The 24,062-nt window shown below is 43.4% G+C and carries 21 protein-coding genes and 2 pseudogenes; 3 read left to right on the top strand and 20 right to left on the bottom strand.

Features of this window, described 5'->3' with window-relative positions:
• The first annotated feature begins 199 nt into the window (after window positions 1-199).
• The gene (locus LUCIF_RS22870) at window positions 200-1,237 is read left to right on the top strand and encodes a DUF7309 domain-containing protein (protein ID WP_122630129.1); all 1,038 of its coding nucleotides are present in this window, start codon (window positions 200-202) and stop codon (window positions 1,235-1,237) included.
• A gap of 98 nt (window positions 1,238-1,335) precedes the next feature.
• Here the strand turns inward: LUCIF_RS22870 and LUCIF_RS22865 are convergent, their stop codons facing one another.
• The 7 genes and pseudogenes from LUCIF_RS22865 to LUCIF_RS27115 form a co-directional block, all read right to left on the bottom strand.
• A complete protein-coding gene (locus LUCIF_RS22865; RefSeq protein WP_122630128.1) occupies window positions 1,336-2,088 on the bottom strand; it encodes a YdcF family protein in 753 nt (250 codons plus the stop codon).
• A gap of 3 nt (window positions 2,089-2,091) precedes the next feature.
• Window positions 2,092-2,544, bottom strand: coding sequence for a hypothetical protein (locus LUCIF_RS26640; RefSeq protein ID WP_207858342.1), 453 nt, complete (start codon window positions 2,542-2,544; stop codon window positions 2,092-2,094).
• Window positions 2,545-3,267: 723 nt separating this feature from the next.
• Complete coding sequence (locus LUCIF_RS22855) at window positions 3,268-4,056, bottom strand: hypothetical protein (protein WP_122630127.1); 789 nt, start codon at window positions 4,054-4,056, stop codon at window positions 3,268-3,270.
• 123 nt (window positions 4,057-4,179) lie between these two features.
• A pseudogene (locus LUCIF_RS22850) lies at window positions 4,180-5,037 on the bottom strand (AbiJ-NTD4 domain-containing protein).
• A gap of 449 nt (window positions 5,038-5,486) precedes the next feature.
• A complete protein-coding gene (locus LUCIF_RS26630) occupies window positions 5,487-6,812 on the bottom strand; it encodes a glycine-rich domain-containing protein (protein ID WP_207858337.1) in 1,326 nt (441 codons plus the stop codon).
• 328 nt (window positions 6,813-7,140) lie between these two features.
• Window positions 7,141-7,986 (bottom strand): IS91 family transposase, encoded by an 846-nt coding sequence (locus tag LUCIF_RS22835; RefSeq protein ID WP_207858335.1) that lies wholly within the window; start codon window positions 7,984-7,986, stop codon window positions 7,141-7,143.
• On the bottom strand, window positions 7,962-8,432 hold the full coding sequence (locus LUCIF_RS27115; RefSeq protein ID WP_279386986.1) for a transposase zinc-binding domain-containing protein: 471 nt from the start codon (window positions 8,430-8,432) through the stop codon (window positions 7,962-7,964). Before LUCIF_RS27115 ends, LUCIF_RS22835 begins: the two co-directional genes overlap by 25 nt.
• Window positions 8,433-8,534: 102 nt before the next feature.
• Between LUCIF_RS27115 and LUCIF_RS22830 the strand changes: the two genes are divergently transcribed.
• Together LUCIF_RS22830 and LUCIF_RS22825 are read left to right on the top strand one after the other, a co-directional pair.
• A complete protein-coding gene (locus LUCIF_RS22830; RefSeq protein ID WP_122630125.1) occupies window positions 8,535-9,728 on the top strand; it encodes an IS256 family transposase in 1,194 nt (397 codons plus the stop codon).
• 267 nt (window positions 9,729-9,995) lie between these two features.
• Window positions 9,996-11,223 (top strand): annotated as a pseudogene (locus LUCIF_RS22825) (IS256 family transposase).
• Window positions 11,224-11,551: 328 nt separating this feature from the next.
• Here the strand turns inward: LUCIF_RS22825 and rfbD are convergent.
• From rfbD to LUCIF_RS22760, 13 genes are all read right to left on the bottom strand, one after another.
• Window positions 11,552-12,391, bottom strand: a complete 840-nt coding sequence (gene rfbD / locus LUCIF_RS22820) for a dTDP-4-dehydrorhamnose reductase (protein ID WP_122630124.1) — start codon at window positions 12,389-12,391, stop codon at window positions 11,552-11,554.
• Between the two features lie 9 nt (window positions 12,392-12,400).
• A complete protein-coding gene (gene rfbB, locus LUCIF_RS22815; protein WP_442405474.1) occupies window positions 12,401-13,420 on the bottom strand; it encodes a dTDP-glucose 4,6-dehydratase in 1,020 nt (339 codons plus the stop codon).
• A gap of 1 nt (window position 13,421) precedes the next feature.
• The gene (locus LUCIF_RS22810; RefSeq protein WP_122630122.1) at window positions 13,422-13,877 is read right to left on the bottom strand and encodes a dTDP-4-dehydrorhamnose 3,5-epimerase family protein; all 456 of its coding nucleotides are present in this window, start codon (window positions 13,875-13,877) and stop codon (window positions 13,422-13,424) included.
• Window positions 13,878-13,913: 36 nt separating this feature from the next.
• Window positions 13,914-14,783 carry a glucose-1-phosphate thymidylyltransferase RfbA gene (gene rfbA, locus LUCIF_RS22805; RefSeq protein WP_122630121.1) on the bottom strand — a complete coding sequence of 290 codons (870 nt, stop codon included), beginning with the start codon at window positions 14,781-14,783 and terminating at the stop codon, window positions 13,914-13,916.
• A gap of 105 nt (window positions 14,784-14,888) precedes the next feature.
• Window positions 14,889-16,271, bottom strand: a complete 1,383-nt coding sequence (locus tag LUCIF_RS22800; RefSeq protein ID WP_122630120.1) for a mannose-1-phosphate guanylyltransferase/mannose-6-phosphate isomerase — start codon at window positions 16,269-16,271, stop codon at window positions 14,889-14,891.
• A 22-nt stretch (window positions 16,272-16,293) separates the two neighbouring features.
• Window positions 16,294-17,046: a YdcF family protein gene (locus tag LUCIF_RS22795; RefSeq protein WP_122630119.1), complete on the bottom strand. Its 753-nt coding sequence runs from the start codon at window positions 17,044-17,046 to the stop codon at window positions 16,294-16,296.
• A gap of 13 nt (window positions 17,047-17,059) precedes the next feature.
• Window positions 17,060-17,725 (bottom strand): acyltransferase, encoded by a 666-nt coding sequence (locus LUCIF_RS27110; RefSeq protein ID WP_122630118.1) that lies wholly within the window; start codon window positions 17,723-17,725, stop codon window positions 17,060-17,062.
• A 103-nt stretch (window positions 17,726-17,828) separates the two neighbouring features.
• The gene (locus LUCIF_RS22785; RefSeq protein WP_122630117.1) at window positions 17,829-18,485 is read right to left on the bottom strand and encodes an acyltransferase; all 657 of its coding nucleotides are present in this window, start codon (window positions 18,483-18,485) and stop codon (window positions 17,829-17,831) included.
• An 89-nt stretch (window positions 18,486-18,574) separates the two neighbouring features.
• Window positions 18,575-19,531, bottom strand: a complete 957-nt coding sequence (locus LUCIF_RS22780) for a GDP-mannose 4,6-dehydratase (RefSeq protein ID WP_122630116.1) — start codon at window positions 19,529-19,531, stop codon at window positions 18,575-18,577.
• A gap of 49 nt (window positions 19,532-19,580) precedes the next feature.
• Window positions 19,581-20,567, bottom strand: coding sequence for a GDP-mannose 4,6-dehydratase (gene gmd / locus LUCIF_RS22775; protein WP_122630115.1), 987 nt, complete (start codon window positions 20,565-20,567; stop codon window positions 19,581-19,583).
• Between the two features lie 30 nt (window positions 20,568-20,597).
• Window positions 20,598-21,707: a glycosyltransferase family 4 protein gene (locus tag LUCIF_RS22770; RefSeq protein WP_122630114.1), complete on the bottom strand. Its 1,110-nt coding sequence runs from the start codon at window positions 21,705-21,707 to the stop codon at window positions 20,598-20,600.
• Window positions 21,704-22,786, bottom strand: coding sequence for a glycosyltransferase family 4 protein (locus LUCIF_RS22765; protein WP_122630113.1), 1,083 nt, complete (start codon window positions 22,784-22,786; stop codon window positions 21,704-21,706). Before LUCIF_RS22765 ends, LUCIF_RS22770 begins: the two co-directional genes overlap by 4 nt.
• A gap of 71 nt (window positions 22,787-22,857) precedes the next feature.
• Entirely contained in the window at window positions 22,858-24,060 is a 1,203-nt protein-coding gene (locus LUCIF_RS22760; RefSeq protein ID WP_165866127.1) for a glycosyltransferase, read from the bottom strand.
• Window positions 24,061-24,062 lie beyond the last annotated feature (2 nt).

Genomic DNA, 24,062 nt, shown 5'->3' with positions numbered 1-24,062 from the left:
AACTAAGGAATTTTTCCGCTTTTTAGTTGGTCTTCACCGTGATTACTTGTCTTGAAGAAGTTACTTCAAAAGGACTTTAGGAGCTTTTGGCGAATTATGGAAATGGTATTAGAATACTTGAAATTTGGGTAGTTTTAATGTGATATAGTTAATTGAATTCGATTTTGTGTAAAAATATGAGCAGAGAAAGGAATTAAGGATGGTTAATACTAACACACCCGATTTGACACAATGGAAGGCTCTTTATGAACTGGCAACAGAATTCAACAGGGCTCGCTGCTGGGACTGGATGGACGACTACGAAATATTCGGTGTCCGGGACCCGGAAAGCGGCCTTATCTATTACTGCTCCATTATGGGGGCCTCCGCAGAACACTTTGGAATTGCCGCCTACCGTGACGTCCACGGGCTATACTTGTTAAACAAAATACTAAGTAACGATATGCCGGATTTTCCGCCGGACTTTTCTTACGAACAAGATTGTCTGTCCTGTTCCTTCGAAGACCGGAACATGCTGCTGAAAGAAGAACTACAAACCATCAAAAATCTGGGACTCAAATTTCGCGGCCGCAACCAGTGGCCTTCTTTTCAGGATTATACCCCCGGCCTGCTTCCCTGGTTTCTAACCGGCGACCAGTGCCGGACCATGCAGCATATCCTGCGTCAGGCGCTGCAAGTTGCCGGCCGGTGCCGGGAAAATAAAAAAATCCTGTTGGGCAAGAATAACACCCTTCTGGTACGGACTCCCTCGCAAGGGAACGACGGTACGCTGGAATGGAAAGACCGTTATGTCCAACCCCAAAAGTACGTCATCGAAAGTGGCGAGTTTACCTCCCAGAACGATGTTTTGATCCAGAAGCTGCGCCGCCTGAAAATCGATAAATGCTTTGAGCTGGAAGCCGACATATTTTACGCTCCCGCACCGGTCGGTGATAAGGGGCAGCGTCCTTATTTTCCCACAATGGGAGTAATCCTGGACCGGAAATCCGGCCTGCTGCTAGGGGCAGAAATGGTGCGCGATCTGAAAACGGAGGGACATATTTTCCTGTCCTATCTTGTTGATACCATACTGAAACCCAACAAAAAACCGGGCTGCCTTTATGTTGCCCGGCCGGAAGCCTATATACTGTTCAATGGCTTTTGTGAACAAATCGGCTTGCCGCTAAAAATAGTAGACCACCTCGAATTCGTGAACGAATTCCGTACCAGTCTGGAAGAACAAATGCATAGGGAATGAAAGTTAGTGAGATTGTTTCACTTCGTTGCGCTTGCAATGACAGACTACGTAATAATGTCATAGCGAGCGCAACGAAGTGAAGCGCGGCAATCTCGATTTTAGTACCACCGGACGGCCAAAAGCCCCAAATATTCCTTCCATGCCAGACTGATCTTATCCAGGGCGTCGGCAGACGGAATGAAATCAAAAATTGTCAAATAGAGCCGGCGATTGCTCTGGTAGTCTGCCGGATACGGCGTGACTGCAACCTGCACTTTTTCAAACTGAGCAACTGCCCGGGGCATATGGAACGCGGATGTGACCAGAATGGGCCGGGTAAAACCCCGGCTTTTTAAAATCCGGGCTATATACTGTGCATTCTGAGTCGTATTCAGACTTTCCTTCTCCATTAAAATTTTATCAGCAGGAACCCCTGCCCCCACCAAGGTAGTCCGGGATATTTCCGCTTCATTGCCGGAACTTTGGAAGACCTTCCCGCCCGAAACAATAATCGGCACCCCGAGCCGGTGGTATAGCTGCAGACAGGTAAGCAGGCGATTCGCGGCGTAGTCCGAGACTTGCCCCGTCCCGTTCACATTGGGAACATCCGCGAGAGCGCCCGCTCCCAGCACAACAATGACATCGCCGGCCGGCTGCGCCGGCGGTATATAGCGCTGTTCCAATGGCCGTAAAAGCAAACTGGCCATAAAATTGGTCGTAAAAAGATAGAAAATACAAGTTGCCACGATAACAAGCCGCCAGCCCGGCTCTTTTTTATGCCACAGCCACAACCCAATCCCCAGAAGGGTAAAAATAAAAATGCCCGGCGGCAAGAGAAAAGCCTGATACATCAATTTTATGAAATACAGCATCTTTTACTTTGCTTTCTTCAGCGCGGCTATTTCCGATTCACATTGCAATTGGCGCATGGCTAAAATATTAATGGATTCTCCCTGTATGACCTGTGTTTCCTGAATCGTGGTCAGCTTCTTATCCATAATCTGCAGCATCGCAACGATGTCTTTTTGTTGTTCTGCAATCACTTTATGCAGTTCCTCACGAGTTGGCAAATTCGCTATATCGTCTTTAGTTGCCATATTAGCTATATCATCTTTAGTCGCCATATTGGCTATATCGTCTTTAGTCGCCATATTGGCTATATCGTCTTTGGTTGCCATATTGGCTATATCGTCTTTGGTTGCCATATTGGCTATATCGTCTTTGGTTGCCATATTAGCTATATCATCTTTGGTCGCCAAAGTAACTATTTTGTCGTCTAACTGCGCAAATTTCTCCAGCACCATTTTCTGAAATTCTTCGTTAGTCATACACTTTCACCTCTCAAACCCATTGTATCGCCTTATCCCTCCCTTGTCCAGGCAAAAACGAAGGGGGGCGCCCCGGTCGGAAACGCTTGTATTGTTCAACGAATTCCACTCCAGATGGTAAAAACACATTCAATAAGGAATAAAAAAAGCCCGGCCTTTTAGCCGGGTTAGCAGATTAAACACCTGTTGAACTATTTTTTTACAATTGAAGCAAAGAACGAAAAACTGAAGCTTGGCGATTGATGGCCAAGCTTTTCAAAAAAAGTTTCCTTTACTAAAGTGAGAGGCAAAATTCGCACGCTCCACTGGCTAAAGCCAATAATAAAAGCCTTCCGATTACTCGGAAGGCTGAATTTAACTGGAGCCGATAAGAGGACTCGAACCTCCGCCCCGCTCATTACGAATGAATGTTATTGTATTTATTAGTGTATTATGTTATCTTTCTTCCTTATTGTAACTATTGTAACTGGTTTTTTGACGTTGAATGTATTCAGTTGTATTCTAACGTATTCATATCATGGACACAGGTTTGGACACTACTTTAAAATAAAAAAACCGCTCATTGTAGACGGCCCCACGTACTATTATTTTTTCTCCACAAACCAACGTCCCTCATCGCAGAACAGGAAAAATTTCCGCTGGCCTATCCGGCAAGTGTAACGCATGCCGCAGCCACCGCCTTTAAAGGATGTTGCCTGGCATCCGCTTCATACCCAAAGATTATTATCCTTTCAATACATCATGAAATGCGGTTAATATTGTTTGCCAAAATGGATGAGGGTCATTAGTACGTCTTTCCAGTATATTAATTATATTAGAAACTTGCCTTTGTAGCATTGGTCTCTCATTTAGCAACGTAGAAACTGATGGTTGTTCTCTAATAGATAGTGATAGCTTTTCAACAAAATCAGCAATTGATATTGATAAACCATCAGGATATACATATATTTCTTTTTCTTCCCTATCATTAAACACCCTGAAACTGATACCTACGTTATTATCATTAAAGTTACTAATAAAATCTTTCACGCCATCTTCTGTAAGCAGAATCCCAATAGCTAACCCTCTGGAACTTTTTAGGGTCCCATACCGAATAATATATTTAGACTCTTCTATTGGATTAGAAACATACTTTTGTAAATATTCGAATGTAAACCGAGACATCTCTTTGGCTATTTGGTTGTGTTTGTATCCAAAGTAAAGAATTTCTTGTTCGAGTTTTTCAAGCCTAAGCATTAATTTTGGAGGTAAGTCTATTAAAGAACCGTCCTTAATCATGCGCTCAACAGTGGTATAATATTCCCCCTTATCAAATAGATAATCTTCCCATTTTTTGGGACATCCCTCGGCTATTCCCTTTTGCAATTCAACAAAATGAACAGCCAGCATACGATAAATTTCTTTCAGTTTTGGTCGATCAGCCTGATTTTTCCCTGCCCGAAGACCAATAGTGAATGTAAAGATGCTTACAATTAAGCTCACGATTAAACTAGTCAATACAGTGGAAATCACTTTAAAACCACCTTACTTGTACTTCTCGTTCTCCCATATTATAGGATAATTTAATTTTCTTATATGCAAAAAAGCCCGTTCAGCGTCGCTGTCCGGGTTTAAGTTTTCACTCTTGAAATACTTTTAATCTTTAATTTTATCTTTAAGATAGTTAACAAATCCTGAACATACAACAAGCATAAATTTTGCATCTTCAAACTTGAGGTTTGGTTCTTCCATTAACCCATGCCGTATCCCTTCGGCATCACTAGTATAGCCATATAATTTTTCAAATGCTCCCCTTAAAGCTGGATGTAATTCTTTTTCCAAACTACTTTCAATTGTTTTCAACGCTTTTCCCAATGTTGCATTAGAGTCGCCAGTTATCACCATACACGTTGACTCGATTGCACTAATAGATTCTTTAATCGAATTTCTGTAATCAGGATTTTTCCTATCCGATAATAATTGTAGTGCACTATTAAAATGGGTTGATGCCCCATTAAGTCTATCCGAATTTTTGATTGCTTGTTCTATGGAATCAATTTCTTCTTTAGAAGTAATCGAGGTTATTACTCGGTTAACAAAACGATAACCTGACATTTCTTTTTCTAAAATATTATTGCATAGTTTTATAAAGTTTTGACTATTGTCATCATCATTATCGTGTGTAGCCACAAACTCTATAAAGTCATAAACTTCAAACCACGAGCACGAAAAGAAATAGTTCTTTATAAATTTGTGTATATTATTCCAATCTATCCCTAAAGTGTCTATAGTTTTTTAAAAATACGAATGCCAAATAACTCTTAAAAATGGCAACATATAATGCGAACGCTCTCCATGGATTCGGTCCACTATAACGAGGAATGGCTGATTAACTCGCTCCCAATAAAAAATTGTTAATGCATTCCATAACCCATTTTTTAAATCATTATCTATATCTTCCAATTGTATAACTTGTTTTATTGGCTTTAATCCCTGCCTTTGAGAAAATAACAAACTAATTTCCTCCCATTAATTAATATACTTATTACAAATATTCATTATTTTTCCTAAAAATCCTATCTTTCAACAAAAATAAAGCCATCAGGTTCTTTTGAACTGTATAACAAAAAATGCCCCGCCTTTCGACGGGGCCAAACCTACTTTATATAGGAAAAGACATAACTTCCAAGTCCTGAATCTTATCAAATGTCAGTTTCCGGCTTTAGAATGAACAAATTACCCTAATATTTAATGCAAGCTAGTAAGGCGACATTGCGGGGTCGAGCTTCTATTCCGCCCTCATTAGTCAGATAATTATTATTGCCTTTTGCAACACAACCTTTCTTTAAAATTAAATTAAACCGACATAGCCAAGGGTCTGTTATTTTAATTTTCTCCCGTATATCGGTCTTCACTTATATACATTACCCGGCAGCTGAAGCCACCGGGTAACCTCTTTACACTTACCACTGTACTATACAGATACCGGGAGCTCCATTGCCACCAGCCCAGCCAGTTGAAGCATTATAGGAATTTCCGCCGCCGCCACCGCCTCCAGATCCCCATCCAGAAGCGTTTGTACCGGCACTTGATGCTCCGCCTTTTCCATTTACCCCAAAATACGAGGTACCCCCATTTCCTCCAGTAGTAGTATTACTAGCTACACTTGCACCAGCAGATCCGCAAAAATATCCTGTACCACCTGCACTTCCCCCGGCTACACCATTATTCCATGCACCGGCTCCGGCACCACCTCCAGGACAAGAATAATAGCTCCCAAATGAGGTTGTTCCTCCTGCAGTGCCTGCGCTACCTGCGCCATTACTTCCCGCAGCTCCACCAGTTCCAGCAGTTCCCACGGTAATAGGAATTGATGCTCCAATTGTTAATCCGGTTATTGGATAATTAACAACAGCCGCACCTGCGCCACCACCACCGCCGCCGCCTGAAGTACCGCCTGCACCGCCGCCGCCGCCGCCACCAGCCCCTGTCATCGTTATAAGAACGCTAGATGCAGGAGCAATAAAAGTACCAGGTGAAGTAAATTCCTGCATTCCATGCGACCCGCTACCATTACTTGCCGCAGTTACACGACCTTTTGAGTCGACCGTAATATTTGCGTTTGTATAACTGCCTGCCGTTATACCAGAGCTTGCGAGGGTTAATGCCGCACTGGCATTTGCACTTCCATCAACAGCCATAGACCCAGTAGCGTCCCCGGTAAAACTTAATGTTTTGGCAGCTGCCCACTTAGTCGCTGTTGCGGCATTACCAGTACAGGTAGCAGCACTATCTGCGCTGGTCACATCTACAGTAATTGACACATCCGCCGACCCATCAAACGATGCACTACCGGAGGCATCACCCGTAAGAGAAATCGTTCTGGCAGTAGCCAGTTTCGTGGCAGTAGCCGCGTTACCGGTTACATCCACTGCTAAACTTGTCGGATTGGTTCCCGCCGTAACCCGTCCTTTTGCATCAACGGTTACAGAAGTATACGTTCCTTCGGTTACTCCACTGTCGGCTAAGGCAGCAGGAATAGAGATGTCAGCGCTGCCATCAAATGAGGTTGCCGTCCCTACAACGTCACCCGTAATAGCAATATTCCTTGCGGTAGCCAATTGGGTGGCCGTTGCCGCATTGCCAGTACAACTTGCAGCCGTTGTTGCTGAATCCGCAGTAGTGGCACTAGCTGCAGCAACAATCTTGTCTTCTTTTAGTGCCCTAAAATTTTCCCTGATTTCCGCCGGTGCCGTAGTATCTGCCGGCAAATCTCCATTATAGGCCATTTAAATCCCTCCAAAATTATTTTGAAACCAACATAGCTAAGGAACTCTTAAGCTAATGTGTGTTTCCCGCATATCGGCTTTCACTTATATACATTCATTTCAGTTTCTTATTTAAACGGGGTAGAAAATAAGAAAAACCGCTAACGCGGTCTTTGGGTTTTATCTCACATCCGATATCTTATATTCAAAACCATGTGCTCCTTTGTAATATTGTGGATGCATCGCTCCACCACACTTCGAACAAGTAAATTGTGGTGGAACAGTCGGATCTCCATCATCCATAAGATCAAAATCTCGTACTACTTGGTACGGGATTTCTTCTTTTTCATCACATTCCAAACAATTGTATCGGACAGTAGTTGGGCGCGGTGGTGTTGGTTTTCCGCCCTTTTTCTTTTTCTTCTTCATTCCCCGTGATATAACTGATCATCCTTTCCAAGCAATCCCTTGCCATACTTTCCTTAGCATATCTTACGATAAGTTGACCGTCTTTTGGATAGACTCCCCCCTTGTATTCATAATAGCAGCCACAGACCGGACATTCCATAGGGTCTTTGCCCGTGTGATCTTTAATTCGCTCACTCCAATCACGACGAACTAGTCGTTTAGCTGCAACTAACCACTTACGAATAGTTTTTTGCCATATCACAATCAGTTTTTTGCTTAACGTTTTTATACGACGGCTGTATATCCCATAGTGCCGTATAAGCTTAAATTGCTCATCTGGAATATGTTTAATTAAACGTCCAATAAATTCTTCAACACTTACTGTTTCCAGTTTTTCTTCACCACTTGTTTTATCCTGATATTTAAAGCTCACTCTTTCCCCATCATAGTTAACAATTCGATTTAAACCGATTGCTGGTCGACGCATATATCGTCCTATGTACTTTAGTTGAATCTGAATCTTTCCCCTCTGTTTTGGCGCATAGACATAAAACCCCTCTGCATTCTCCTTGTACGTGGCTTGCAATAGCGGCTGCACTTTGCTCTTCTGTTCCTCGTTCAAACTTCTCCTGATAAATTTTAAAACTGCCGTCTGCCACTGCTTGCGCAGCATGGTAAACGGTATAAAGTCATATGTTTTCCACTCCCCGCTTTCCTTCATGCCTCCCATGCTTACTAGTATATGAACATGCGGATTAAAATTTAGCCGCGAACCAAATGTATGCAAACCAGCAATAATTCCAGGGGTACTTTGTACTTCTTCTTAAAGTATTCCTGCACGATTCTTACCGCCTCATCCATAAATTCTTTCAGCAAAAAGCGGTTTCTTTCAAATATCTCACGTAATCCCTCATCTATCGTAAGCACTAAATGCCGGTGGTTCACTTGCACAACTTCTTCAGCCATGATACGGCTCCACTCTTCGGTCTCGCCGCAGGAGCAGGTGGTACAGAAGCGGCTCTTACACCGGAAAGGCACGCGTCGGATTTCGTGGCATCCCTCACATACAAAGAGTTTAAAGCCGTTGCGCGGGTCGCCACAGTTTCGAAATTTTTCAACTTCCTTGACGACTACTTCACGGATACGACTCCCGTATTTTGCTTTAAACTTTTCCCAATTATTACGATCATCAAAGAATATTCGACGGAGGATATTTCTTTCGATAAGGTACAATAAATTTCGCAAATTGAATTAAGGCAAAAAATAGAGGACAAGTTTGCAGTCCGAAGGTAAAATGAAGTCACCACACACCATTTACCGAAGGAGACTGCAAACATGTCCAAAGAAATTATACAGTTGAATGAGGAAATCATCAAGGGAGAACTAAAAGAATTGGTACGCAGCAGCGTGGAAGAAACGTTGAATAATTTACTGGATCAAGAGGCCAGAGGTTTAACCCAGGCAGCGAAATACGAGCGTACCGAATCCCGACAAGGCTATCGTTCCGGTCACTACGACAGAAATCTGACGACCACCTCCGGGAATGTAACTCTTAAAGTCCCTAAACTCAAAGGCATTCCCTTTGAAACTGCCATCATCGAACGATATCGGCGGCGAGAAAGTTCTGTAGAAGAAGCCCTTATCGAAATGTATTTGGCCGGAGTATCCGTTCGACGGGTAGAAGATATTACAGAAGCTTTATGGGGAACCAAAGTGTCCCCGTCTACCATCAGTGAGTTAAATAAGAAAGCCTACGTTCATATCGAGGAATGGCGAAATCGTGCACTACAAGGCGGAAAATACCCCTATGTTTATGTAGATGGCATTTATCTACGCCGTAATTGGGGCGGTGAATATAAGAGCGTAAGTGTACTTGTGGCTATTGCAGTCAATGAAGATGGCTACCGCGAAGTTCTTGGTGCAGCGGAAGGGATGAAAGAAGACAAAGCTAGTTGGTTGGAGTTCTTCAAATGGCTGAAAAGTCGTGGTTTGGAGGGCGTAAAATTAGTTGTTAGAGACAAATGCTTAGGCATGCTGGAGGCTGTAAACGAAGTATTTCCAGAAGCCAAATACCAACGTTGCACTGTTCATTTTTACCGTAATGTTTTCGCTGTTGTTCCTCGATCCAAAATAAAAATAGTCGCTAAGATGCTTAAAGCAATTCATGCCCAAGAAAGTAAAGCGGCAGCCCAAGAGAAGGCCAGGCAGGTTATCAAATCCTTGCAAGAAATGAAGCTTAAAGAAGCTGCCTCTAAGATAGAAAACAGTATTAATGAAACCTTGACGTATACAGCATTTCCAACGGAACACTGGACACGAATTCGTACAAATAATGTAATCGAACGACTAAATCGAGAAATCAGGCGCCGGACAAGAGTAGTCGGTACATTTCCGGATGGTCAATCCGCTCTTATGTTGGTCTGTGCCCGTCTTCGTCATGTTGCCGGAACCCAGTGGGGAAGCAAAAAGTATATGAATATGAAACACTTAGAAAATACCGACCTTGAGTCGGATTTTAGTGCTGACTAACATAGTTTACTATCGGATTGCAAACAAATTTGCGAAACAATCTTGACAGTACCTTTCTATCCATAACATTACCATATCACGGATAGAAAAAAAGGCTACCAGTCGGGTAACCCCAAAAACTTATACTTTCCTATATAGAAATAAAAACCGCTAATGCGGTTCAGACTGTAGGAGGGCACAGAAAATTTTGTGTAAATAGGATTGAAACATCTTCCCTACTGGCAAGAATAGGAATAAAACTATTTGAGCCGGAAAGGAAGATTTTTTATGAAAACAATACCCAAGGAAGTCATTAAGGAACTAATCAAAGAAGAAAAATTTAGCAATACCACGGAAGTTATGAGTGCAATCAAAGAAATGTTTCGAGATGTGCTCCAGGAAATAATGGAGGCAGAATTAGAAGCCGAGCTTGGATACGAAAAACAGGAACGTCGGACGGAAGATGTCGAATCATCCCCGTCGAAAAATTACCGAAATGGCTACTCAAAAAAGACAGTTAAAACGCAACTGGGAGAAGTAGAAATAGCGGTTCCCCGTGATCGAAATGGCGAATACGAGCCCAAAATAATCAGCAAATATAGCCGAAATGCCGATGGTATGGAAGAAAAAATTCTATGTCTGTATGCTGCAGGCCTTAGCATTCGGGACATATCAGAACAAATAAAGAGTCTGTATGATGTAGAAATCTCGCCAGAGCTAGTAAGTAAAATCAGTGAAAAAATCATGCCTCAACTTAATGAATGGCAAAATCGTCCGTTAGAAGCAGCATATTCCTTTATCTTTCTGGATGCCATACACTATAAAATTCGTGAAGACCATCAAATTGTTACGAAAGCAGCCTATATGGTGTTGGGAGTCAATTTAGATGGTTATAAAGAAATACTAGGCATATGGATCGGCGAGAATGAAAGCAGTAAATTTTGGCTCAGTGTTCTAAATGAACTGAAAAGCCGCGGAGTACAGGATGTTTACCTATTTTGTGTGGATGGACTGAATGGGTTTCGTGAAGCGATTGGCGCCGCCTATCCAAAAGCAGGAATCCAACGCTGTATCATACACCAAATTCGCGCAAGTATGAGGTATGTAAACTACAAACATGCTAAAGCCTTCACCGCTGATTTAAAAGAAGTTTATACGGCAGTAACCGAAGAAGAGGCCCTAGAAAAAATTAATGAGTTTTAAAGAAAAATGGGGTCAAAAATATCCGGCAGCAATAAAAAGCTGGGAGGATAATTGGGATATTTTGTCTACGTTTTACGCATATCCCCCTGCCATTAGGAAAATAATATGTACAACCAACATTATTGAAGGATTGCATCGGCAATTTAGGAAAGTAACCAAAACCAAAGCTGTATTTCCCAATGATGATGCTCTGCGCAAAATGTTGTACTTAGCATCAAATAACATTGTCAAAAAATGGACCCAGCGATATCGTGATTGGGATATGGTTTTGAACCATTTAGCCATACTTTTCGAAGATCGTTACGCAGGGTAATTTCCCCTTAAAAGTACGATTCCCTAGCTGGGATAGAAGCATTCACGCTAACGCGCACATACTTCTGTCCCGGCTAGGGAGTAGATTCAACAAGGGTGATAACAGACTTGCTTCAAAAAAGCCACTATTTCTTGTCATAAGGAATCCGATTTACACAAAATTATCCGCAGACCCGACTGTAGATAATATCGCTTCTTGAAGATTGCCACCCTTGGCTCCTACCCAGAAAGTGACGAAATCGCCGTGCTCCCTTGTTCGGTCCGCGATGACAGTTCATAGATTGTCGTTGCGAACGAAGTGAAGCAATCTCGATTTTCATTTTTAAATTTTATTTTCTAAATTCTAAAATATATTCCTTTAACGCTTCTTCCCAAGGCCGTACTGTATGACCGATTGCCAGCCTGAGCATCCGGTTCTCAAACGGCGAATACATCGGTCTTGGCGCCGGACGATTCAGTTCTTCCGTCGTCTGCGGCAAAACCTTAACCCTGGTATTGCCGCTCAGTTCAAAGATCTTTCTGGCAAAATCATACCAAGTTGTCACACCGGTGTTGGCTGCATGATAGGTACCATAAGACTCTGTATCAATCAATTTTAAAATCACTTCCGCCAAGTCCTTGGTTGAAGTGGGGCAGCCATGCTGGTCATTGACGACTTTTATTTCATCCCGTTCCTGTCCCAGTTTGAGCATGGTCCGTACAAAATTATTGCCGTCGCCGTACAGCCAGGAGGTCCGCACGATAAACAAGCGGTTCAAAATATGCTTGGCCAGCGTTTCCCCGGCGTACTTGGACTTGCCATAAACACTCTGGGGGTTGGGCTGGTCAAAATCATTATAGGCCCGCCCCAGAGTGCCGTCAAATACATAGTCCGTACTTATATAAACCATTTTGGCGCCGCAGTTCAGACAAGCTACGGCAACATTCTGGGTACCCACGGCATTAATCTTATAGGCTAAATCCGGGTTGGCCTCCGCTCCGTCAACATTGGTATAAGCTGCGCCGTGAATGACCACACCGGGGCGATACGACTCGATGACTTTCCTGGTGGCGTTTTGGTCGGTAATATCCATTTCCGCCACATCCGTGGGCAGGAAATCCGTTCCCTGCAGCCGTTTCGTCAGTTCCCGGCCTAATTGGCCATTCGCGCCGGTAATTAATATTTTCATTATTTCCACCTACCGGTTTCCATACATTTTTTCATAATACTTAATATAATCGCCCGACTTCACATTCTGCCACCAAGCCTTATTTTCCAGATACCATTTGACCGTATCCCTAATACCGGTTTCAAAGGTATACTCCGGCTGCCAGCCAAGCTCCGTCCTGATTTTCGTGGCGTCAATCGCATAGCGCCGGTCATGGCCCGGACGGTCTTTTACATATTTAATCAAACTTTCCGGCTTGCCTAATTCCTGCAAAATTGTTTTTACAATATGGATATTAGTACGCTCGTTATTGCCGCCGATATTATATACTTCACCGCTCCGGCTTTCATGCAGCACCAAGTCGATGGCGCGGCAATGATCCGCCACATGCAGCCAATCCCGAATCTGCAGTCCGTCACCATAAACGGGGATTTCCTTTCCTTCCAGCACATTAGTAATTACTAAAGGGATCAATTTCTCAGGAAAATGATACGGACCGTAATTATTAGAACAGCGCGTAATGTTCACATTCAGGCCGTAGGTCTCGTGATAGGCCCGCACCAAGAGATCGGCGCCGGTCTTACTGGCCGAATAGGGGCTGTTCGGCGCCAGGGGCGTCGTCTCAGAGAATAGTCCTTCCGGTCCCAAGGCGCCATAGACTTCGTCGGTTGACACCTGCAAGTATTTCTTCACCCCGTTCTTGCGGGCCTCGTCGAGCAATACCTGAGTCCCCAAAACATTGGTCTTAACGAAGATACTGGGATCCTCAATGCTCCGGTCCACGTGCGATTCGGCCGCAAAGTTAACGATTGCCTCCACACCCTGAGAAATTACAGCGTTTACCGCTCCGCCGTCGGTAATGTCCCCTTTGACAAAGGCATAATGCGGATTCTTGCTAATATCTTGCAGGTTTTCCAGGTTGCCGGCATAAGTCAGTGCATCCAAATTGATAATTTCATAATCCGGATGAGCGGCTAACATATGCCGCACAAAGTTGCTGCCGATAAAACCGGCGCCGCCGGTAATCAGTATTCTCTTCAAATGAATCACCCTACCTGTTCTTCGTTGTCCAGTCAAAGCCAATCATCGGATCATTCCAGTCGATTCGTTTCTCGTCCGGATTTTTCGGATCGTAGGATTCGGTCGTAAAGTATACGATACAAGCCGGCTCATTGCCTAGCACCCGGTAGCCGTGGGCCACCCCCTTGGGAATAACCACAACCTGTGGGTTGTCTTCCCCCAGATAAAACACATTGGTTTCGCCTTTGGTCGATGAGTCCGCCCGCAAATCGTATAATACCACCTGAGCGTTGCCAACCGGGAAAAACCAGATATCATCCTGCCTTTCATGATAATGAAAGGCTTTTATTACGCCGGGATAAGACTTCGACATGGACGCTTGTCCAAAACGTTTTAACAAATTTTCATCATCCCGCAGGATTTCCATGAAAAAACCGCGGTCATCAGGATGACGCAGCAGTTTTTTGACCATAACATCTTTTATCAATATAATCTCCCCGTTTCTACTGGATAAGTAACAAACCTATCGAACCAGCGTCAGCAGATATTGCCCGTAGGCATTCTTTTTCAGCGGCTCAGCCAGCTTACACAACTGTTCCTGATTGATATATCCCATCCGGTAAGCAATTTCTTCCGGACAAGCAATTTTAAGCCCCTGGCGTTCTTCGACAGTTTGAACAAACAAAGAAGCTTGCAATAGCGATTCATGGGTGCCCGTATCAAGCCAGGCATAGCCCCGGCCCAGTTTTTCCACCCGCAGGGTACCTCGTTCCAGATAGGCTTTATTTACGTCGGTAATTTCCAGTTCGCCCCGGGCGGAAGGCTTTAGACCGGCCGCGATGTCGACGACCTGATTATCATAGAAATAGAGTCCGGTTACGGCATAATTGGACTTCGGCTGAACCGGCTTTTCCGCCAGACTGATGGCCTTGCCGTCCTGGTCAAATTCGACGACACCATAATGCTGCGGCTCTTTTACCCAGTAAGCAAAGACCGTCGCTCCCGTCTCATGCGACGCCGCCCGCTGGGTCGATTCCACAATGCTGTGGCCATAAAAAATGTTATCCCCCAACACCAAAGCGCAGCTATCCCCACCGATAAAGTCCCGGCCAATAAGAAACGCCTGGGCGAGACCGTCCGGACTGGGCTGAACAGCATAGTGAATATTCAAACCCCACTGACTGCCGTCTTGCAAGAGATTCTGAAACAGAGGCGAATCCTGCGGTGTGTTAATCACCAAAATATCTGTAATTCCGGCCAGCATAAGGATGCTTAGGGGATAATAAATCATCGGTTTATCATAGACCGGCATCAATTGCTTGCTAACCACTCTAGTCAGCGGATGCAGCCGGGTTCCGGAACCGCCGGCCAGAATAATGCCTTTTTTTATCATCGGCAATAGGCCCCCCTTTCCTGCTATTTCAGCACAATATCATTTTACCATATAATACCATCATACAGGAAAATAATTACAAAAATATGACAATTAACTATTATCTTAGTCCCGCCCATATTCATCATCAAACCGTACAATATCATCTTCTTCTAAATAGCGCCCATTCTGGACCTCGATCATTTCCAGCGGGATCTTGCCGGGATTCTCCAGGCGGTGCTTCGTAGCCTGAGGAACAAAAATGCTGTTATTTTCATGAACCATATGCTCCTGTCCATTCATTGTCACCTTGGCTGTACCGGACAGAACGATCCAGTGCTCGCTCCGGTGGTAATGAAGCTGCAAACTCAGTTTCTCGCCGGGATTGACGGTAACCTTTTTCGTTTTATAGCCTTCCCCTTCATTTAAAACCGTAGAACTGCCCCAGGGACGATAGACCGTAGTATGTTCCTCCGCTTCCTTGCGGCCTTGTATTTTTAGAGTCTCAACCAAATCCTTGACTTTTTGCGATTCTCCCTTTTTTGCAACCAGTATGACATCATCGGTCTCGACCACCAGTACATCCTCCAGCCCGATGCCCGCAATCAGCCGGCTCCGCCCCAACAGCAGACTATTAGTGCAATCAATAGGAAGGCAATCACCTTGTAAGCCGTTTCCCTGCTCATCTTTCGGTAAAATATCATAAATCGAATCCCAAGACCCGATATCATTCCAATAACCTGTAAAGGGAATGGTAATAACCTTATCGGATTTTTCCGCCACCGCGTAGTCAATCGATATCTTTGGCATTTCATCAAACCGGTCTATGACTTCCTCCCAGCCGGCTGCCAGTAGGTTATAAATAGCCGGCTGATGCCGCTGCAGTTCTTCCATAATGCAGTTTAGAGTAAAAACAAACATTCCCGAATTCCAATAATAATTTCCGGCCGCCAAATAGGACTCGGCGGTTGCCAAATCCGGCTTTTCCCGGAAGGAATCAACCCGGAAGCCATACTGACAGGGCTCGCCTGCCTGAATATAACCGTAGCCCGTTTCCGGTTTATCCGGCAGGATACCAAAAGTGACAATATAGCCTTTCTCTGCCATCTCTGCGGAATGACGGACGGCTGCCTTAAAAGTGGCTTGCGGTTCAATGACATGGTCAGCCGGTGTTACAAATAGGGCTTCCGTTGGCGGCACATCTAACAAGTCCATGCAATACCGGACCGCCAGCCCGATAGCCGGAGCCGTGTTCCGCGCGGCCGGTTCCAGCAAAATATGAGCTTTCTCCGCCCCGCAGGCAATCAGTTCCGATTTCACATGAAAAAAATACGCTTCATTAGTCACGACTACAATATCATTGGGCTTTACGATCTCTAAAAAGCGCTGTACTGTTCTGGTAAGCAGCGAATCTTTATTATCGAGCTTGAGAAACTGTTTGGGCAAACACTTTCTGGACAGCGGAAACAAACGGGTTCCCCCGCCGCCGGCTAATATAATCACTTTCACGGATTTCACTCTCCCGTCTCGCTTAGTACCACCGGACTGCCAAAAGTCCAATGTATTCCTTCACCGCCAGACTAATCTTCTCCGCGGCATCAGCTGAAGGAATAAAATCAAAAACCGTCAGAAAGAGTCGACGATTGGTCTGGTAATCTGACGGATAGGGTATAACAGCGACCCGGACCTTTGCAAACTGTCCAATAGCCCGTGCCATATGAAACGCCGACGTTACCAGTATTGGCCGGGTAAAGCCGCGACTTTCTAAAATCCGGGCAGTATACTGCGCATTCTGAGTCGTATTGAGGCTTTCCTTCTCAACTAAAATTTTATTAGCAGGAATGCCTAACCCCAGCAATGTTGTTTTGGCAATTTCCGCTTCATTGCCGGAACCTTGGAAGACCTGTCCGCCTGACACAAGAATCGGTACGTCAAGCTGATGATACAATTGGACACAAGTAAGCAACCGATTGGCGCCATAACCTGAGATCTGCCCAACCCCGTTCACATTGGGAACATCCGCATGAGCACCCGCCCCCAGCATAACAATAATATCGCCTCCTGGTTGTTTCGGCGGTTCATAACGCTGTTCTAAAGGCATTAAAAGCAGCCTTGCCGTAAAATTCGTCGTAAAAAGGTAGAAAATACAGGTCAATACAACAATCAGTTTCCAACACCGTTCTTTTTTATAACGAAACCAAAGGCCAATTCCCAGAAAAGTAAAAATAAAAATGCCCGGCGGCAAGAAAAATGCCTGATATATAAATTTTAGGAAATACATCATTTTAAATCACTTCCTATAGTTGCCAGTAAATATCTCTACTGACTACCTTTGCCGGATTTCCCGCTGCTATACTTCCAGGCGGTACATCTTTGACAACGACCGCGCGGGCTCCAATTACCGCTCCCCTACCAATTTCCACACCTTTTAAAATGGTTGCATTCAAACTAATCCAAACATCCTCATTAATTATAACAGGTGCATTCTTAATAGACGGTGGATTACCGATTTTGTGAGCAGAGCTGTCCGTAATAAAAACATCCCAGGAAATGATGCCGCCTGATCCAATTTGTACATACTCATCGGCGACTATTTTAAAGTTATAAGCGGCCTCTATTGTTTTGGAAATGTCTGTGCCCAGAACAACCTTTGCATTATCATTTACTGTAATCACCGTACCCTGATGTAAAATAACTGTTCCTTTTACTTCTAGTATAGCATTATAGCCAAGTTCTATGATAATGTTTGATTTTGGATTCGGCGAACTGCGGCTATCCAAAATAAGCTGGCCGGAAACTATAATCTTTGCATCTCTTTTTTTTCTTACCTTTACCGGTAATCCTGGAGATTTTATTAAAATTGGCAACGGACAATTTTTCTCAGCCACATAAAAAGTAGATAGCCAGTAACTATAAAAATAACTAAAAATACGTCTAGGATTTCGCAGAATACTTTTAAACATAAGTCATCCTCGCTACATTATGAATCTAAATTTTATTTACTCCGCCTAATACCAAATCAAGAACTCTTTGATTTGTTGATACCTTCTTCTCATTCGAATCCAATTATTCAATCCAACATACGTTTTCCTTCACTACCTTGGCCGGATTACCAGCAACAATTGTTTTATCAGGAACATCCCTTACAACTACTGCCGCTGCTCCAACGACAGCTCCTTGTCCAATAGTTACTCCTTTTAAGATCGTAGCCCGGCATCCAATCCAAACATTATCATTTATATGTATCGGACTATTCATTCGGGTTGGCGGCTCAACAATGGGATGCACATTACTGTCCATAATTAAGATATCCCAGGATAACATACAATCGGAACCAATTGTAATTCTTTCATGAGCAGAAATGGTTGTTCTGCTATTTATGTCTATTTTACCATTATTTCTACTTCCTAAAATTATTGTTGCCCCTGGCGCGGCTGATAGATGTACATCCGCGCCAAATTTAACAATACCGTTAATAATAATTGTAGAGCCTTCATGAATATCTATCCGGGCGCGTTTTTCCACTCGTAATGTCCCATTAATAATCAGCTTACTGGCTTTTTTTTTCTTAATCTTTAGCATGTGAAATCCTGGCTTTTCACAAATAATAGGTAAAAAGTGACTTTTGTTATCCACATATAATAGTGATATGATCCATCCCGCCAAAAAACTAAATATCCGTAAGGGATTCCGAATAAGTAATTTAAATAATAATTTCGTCATTTCCACTCCACAATACTATTTTTTTATTGGGGCTTAGCTTAAAACCAACGAAATTTACATAGTCTGTTTTCAGCTCAAATAATAGGATTTTATTCAGTAGCAGCCGCAGTAAAATCCTGCTGCCGCCACCAATCCATGGTTTCCTGCAAGCTCTCCGCAAAATCTCTACGCGGTCTCCAGCCCACCGTCTTTGATATCTTTTCTTGAGAACCGACAAATAATGGTACATCGGAAGGGCGGAAGCGTGATTTGTCTATTTCTACATCGATAGACACCTTCGCCATTTCTATCATCCCGTTGAGTATCCCGCCAATATTACGCGGGATGCCGGAGCAAACATTGTACGTCCCAGTCTGGACGCTATTTTCCAATAAAGCCGCATAAGCCAGGATGACATCGCGCACATCAGTAAAGTCACGTTTTACATTAAGGTTGCCGACTCTGATTATTCTGGGCGCCAGACCTTGCTCGATCTTAGAAATCTGAGACGCAAAATCGCTGATAACAAATCCAACCCGTTGACCTGGCCCGAAATGGTTAAATGGCCGTACATGAATAATATTAAGATTGTCCTTTGCCGCCATCTGCAGTACTATTTGGCCTGCCGCCAGCTTACTGGATGCATAAGGATTCTGTGGTTGGCCCTCTGCATCCTCCATTAGTGGAAAACCCGCTTTGCCTGCCAAGCCATATTCTTCACTCGTCCCAATATTCACCATTTTTACCGGCCGGCCAATTTCCCTAATTGCCATAGCCACATTTACCGTACCGATCGTATTCACATATACCGTAGCCGCAGGATCCGACCAGGACTGCGTCACCATGCTTTGGGCCGCCAAATGAACAATTCCATCCGGCCGGACTTGGCAAATGGCATCTTTGGTCTGCGCAAAATCAGTCACATCAAAGCCAATGTGCCTGACACCAACAGTACCGTTCATCCCATCCTGGATAACTCCGGCAAACACTTCATGCCCGCGCCGCAATAACTCCGTTACCATATACCGCCCGACAAATCCGCCGGCTCCTGTAACCAATACCCGCATATTATTTACCAGCCTTCATTATCAATTATTCAGCGGTCACCGCATCATGCTAACAGGTGTGTCCTCCAGCCTCATACCTTACCCTTTTCAGGTCAGCGTCAACCATCATATGAATTAAGCTCTCCAAACTGGTCTTAGCTTCCCAGTCGAGAACCCTTTTCGCTTTAGCCGGATTTCCCAACAACACTTCCACTTCCGCCGGGCGATAGAATTTAGGATCAATTATAACATAGTCTTCATAATTTAAGTCCACATACTCGAAGGCAATCCGGCACATATCCCGCACTGTAGTAGTCCGCCCGGTAGCAACAACATAATCATCCGGCTTGTCCTGCTGCAGCATAAGCCACATGGCTTCGACATAGTCGCCGGCGAATCCCCAGTCTCGCTTTGCATCAATATTGCCGAGTCTTAGTTCTTTTTGCCTGCCTAATTTAATTCTGGCTACAGCATCCGTAACCTTTCTGGTAACAAATTCAATTCCGCGCAGCGGTGATTCATGATTAAATAAAATCCCGCAACAGCCAAACATATTAAAGCTTTCCCGGTAATTCACAGTAATCCAGTGTCCGTATAACTTGGCAACTCCGTAAGGGCTTCGCGGATAAAACGGTGTTTTCTCACTTTGCATTGGCTCTTGAATTAAGCCAAACATCTCGCTGGTCGATGCCTGGTAAAACTTAATTGAAGGCTCGGTCAACCGAATGGCCTCCAATACATTTACTGCCCCAATCCCTGTAACCTGTGCAGTTAGGATCGGCTGCTCCCACGACGTGGCTACGAAACTTTGCGCGCCAAGATTATACACCTCTGCCGCCTTCGATTTCTGTATTGCCCGGATCATTGACGACATATCCGTCAAATCCCCGTCAATCAGTTCCACATCATTTTGTATTTCCAAAAACTGCAGGCGCCAATTGGAAGGTGTACTCCTGCGGGCATTAAAACCATATACCTTATATCCCTTAGTGAGCAATAATTTTGCTAAATACGCTCCGTCTTGTCCCATAATGCCGGTAATTAGCGCCGATTTCATTTGCACTTTCCCCCTATGCTATTTCTCTCATTATATATATTGGTCGACAAATTCGCTAAATTTCTGGCGAAATACATTTGGGGCAAACCGCATCGCATTGTTCCGGCAAGCCCCTGGCCTAATCCGTTCCTTTTCCAGTTCAAATAAATCCACTGCGTCAACAATCGCTGAAACCGACTGTTCAGGAAAAAATATCCCTGTCGGGTTCTCCCCGTCTAATCCGATTATCGTTTCACTTACGCCGCCTTTGCCGTAAGCAATAACCGGCGTTCCGCAAGCCTGCGCCTCCAAGGGCGTGATCCCAAAATCTTCCTCCGCAGCAAAAATAAAGGCGCGCGCCTTTTGCATATACTCCTTGAGAACCTCCGTTGGCTGATAGCCCATGATTACAACATTTTCCCCTGCCTTGGCTGCGACCTTATCGAATTCAGGCCCGTCTCCTATAACTACCAGCCGTTTATCAGGCATTGATTTAAAGGCTTCAACAATCAGGTCCATTCTTTTGTAAGGCACCATGCGGGACGCGGTAAGAAAATAGTCTTCCTTGGTTTCATAAAAATTAAATGTATCGACATCAACCGGCGGATAAATTACCGCCGCGTCCCGGCGATATGTCTTCCAAATGCGCCTGGCAATAAAATCCGAGATGGCAATAAAACAATCAACCCCATTCGCTGTCCGCGAATCCCACAGCCGCATATAATGCAGAATTGCTTTAGCCAGCCAGCCTTTCAGCCCCTTATCCAACCCAGACTCCTTTAAATACTGATGCTGCAGGTCCCAGGCATATCGTATTGGAGAGTAGCACAGGCAAATATGCATCTGGTCCGGTCCGGTAAGCACGCCTTTCGCTACCGCGTGAGAACTTGATATGACCAGGTCATACCCTGACAAATCAAGCTGCTCAATTGCCAACGGCATTAAAGGCAAATAGCTCCGGTACTTTTTTTCAGCAAACGGAAATCTTTGAATAAACGTAGTTTGAACAGGTTTGTCCAGTAAAAAACCACGCTGCCCCTGAGGTATGTAGTCCACCGTGCTATATATATCAGCATCCGGAAAAATATACAACATCTGCTCAAGAACACGCTCAGCCCCGGCATAGGTTACGAGCCAATCATGGATAATGGCAGTTCTCATCTTGCCAGCACCTCCTTTATCACATTCGCAACCTGCTTACCGCTTTCTTTCCAAGAATATTTCTCTACTCTCTGCTTTCCTTTAGCAATTAATTCACTACGTAAACTAGGGTCTTTTACCATTCGCTCAATTTTTTCAGCAATATCCGCCGGATCATACGGATTGCAGTATAAGACGGCATTACCGCATACTTCCTGTATTGGTTCTATTGGGGAAGCGACAACCGGGCAGCCACATGCCATCGCTTCTAACGGAGGCAACCCAAATCCCTCATAAAGCGATGGAAATACTAAAGCATCCGCATGTGCATAATATTGCCGTAAAGTGAAATCATCGACCTGGCCTGTAAATTTAACACGCCCGCCAAAGTTTTCCGCTTCTTTAAGCACTTTTAAATCGCCCGTTATGAATCCTTCCTTTTTGCCGACAATTAGCAGATCGTGTGGAATAGCATGCTCGATAATCTTTAGTGCTTGCAGCAGCCTCATTAGATTTTTGTGCGGTTTCACATTTCCTACAAATAAAAGATACGGACGACTGCATGGAGAAGAAGCATCCTTCTCCCGAAACCATGTCGTTTCAATCCCAAGATAAATTGTATATACCTTCTTATTTATTCCCGTATATCGTGCCAATTCCCTTGCGGTAAATTGGGAATCGCACATAATGGCATCCGCTTTATACCGCAATGCATTAAACATGAATTTAGCATACATTCGTTTATGAAGGCCGCCCACAAATTGCGGCATTGCTAAGTGAAATACATCGTGGACAGTAACTAGCAGTTTCCCGCCATAATATTTAAGCGGAATATTATAGTGCGGCGACCAAAATAATGTTGTATCCTTGGGGATACTCATTCCAACCTGCTCAGAGATCGAATAAATCGGGAGTATACAATGGACAATGCTAACGTTCTTTTGCAAAGACCAGTTATATTGACGCAGCTCATCGGCATTACCGACTATGACAAAGTCTACTGCTGGAAGTTCCGACATGACAACCGGCAACAAACATCGTATATATGTTCCAATTCCAGAGAAGTTAATCATACGCGCATCAACAGTAATTTTAGCCATTTCATTACTCCTTGCCCATTACCAGTATATGTAAGATCCAACTCTAAATAATTTAATGAAGTATATTACAGCTAATCTCTAGATAATAATAATTGTTTCACCTTATTTTTAATATTCTCTGTATTATACAACTCATCATATTTCTTCCATACTGCAGAAAACTCCATATTGCCATTCAGTATTTCAATACAATATTCAGCAAAAATAGTTGGGTCATTAGTATTAGGCACACAATCCTCCAATCCCGATCCGTAGACGCCTTCCGGCGTGCTTACGGTCTTTTTATAATAAAAAATTGCTTCCATCAGCTTTAGTTTTGCCCCAGCTTCGCTTGTCGTTAAAATAACATTTAAGTCGGCTATAGCAATATACGGTTTAACTGACTTTACTTTTGAAAAGACATACAAAGAATCATTCATTATATTGGAAAAATATTTATCTGCATAAAAGCCGCCAAACATAAATATTACATTTGGCAGCCTCTCTTGGATGAGGGGAAAAACTTCATTAATAAACCATCTTGTAGCCTGAACATTGAAACCACCAACAAAGCTACTTGTAAATAATACTATTTTCTTATTTGCCAATCTTTCTTTAAGAAGATTAAATTCAATCATTTCATCTTTAGAAAGTGTAATGATACGATCCTCGTTCGGCCTGTACATGACTGGAAGCCAGGATACTTTAGCCTGTGGGTTAATTTTTTTTACATAACTAGTTTCTTTTTGTGAAACACATACTATTTTATCAGCACGTTCAATAACTTTTCTTTCATACTTTGCCATTCTAAACATCTCTAATAAATACAAATATTTCCTTGGATTTGTCCATGCTGTAGTCTTAAACAAGTCCTGAAAAAAAAGATGCTCAATATTCTGCATTCTATATATTATTGTTGTTTTTTTATTAAGCCACTTTATCACTAATTTTGCAATCTCAAATACATGTGGCTGCTCTATAATCAGAATATCTATATCGATACAATAATTGATTATAAAATCATGTAGTCTATTTATCTCTTTACTAGATGGCTTATTGGATAAAGCATAATAGGGTATAGTTGGATGAACAGCATGAAAAATATCTTTGTTTCGCGAAAAACTGTAATTATCTTTACATAACTTTGATAATTCATCAGCTCCAATATTTATATCTTGAACATTGTTGTAACAATAGATTACATGCACTTGCGCTCCTAAATAATGTAACAGAACGAGTTGGTAATAATAGTCTAGCCTACCACCATTTACAGGTGGATAAGGTATATCCGGCATGA

Origin of the sequence: Allolucifera butyrica (genome assembly GCF_900476375.1) — a bacterium.
In the GTDB taxonomy this organism is placed as follows: domain Bacteria; phylum Bacillota; class Negativicutes; order Sporomusales; family UPPP01; genus Lucifera; species Lucifera butyrica.
This window is presented reverse-complemented; position numbering and strand designations above follow the sequence as displayed.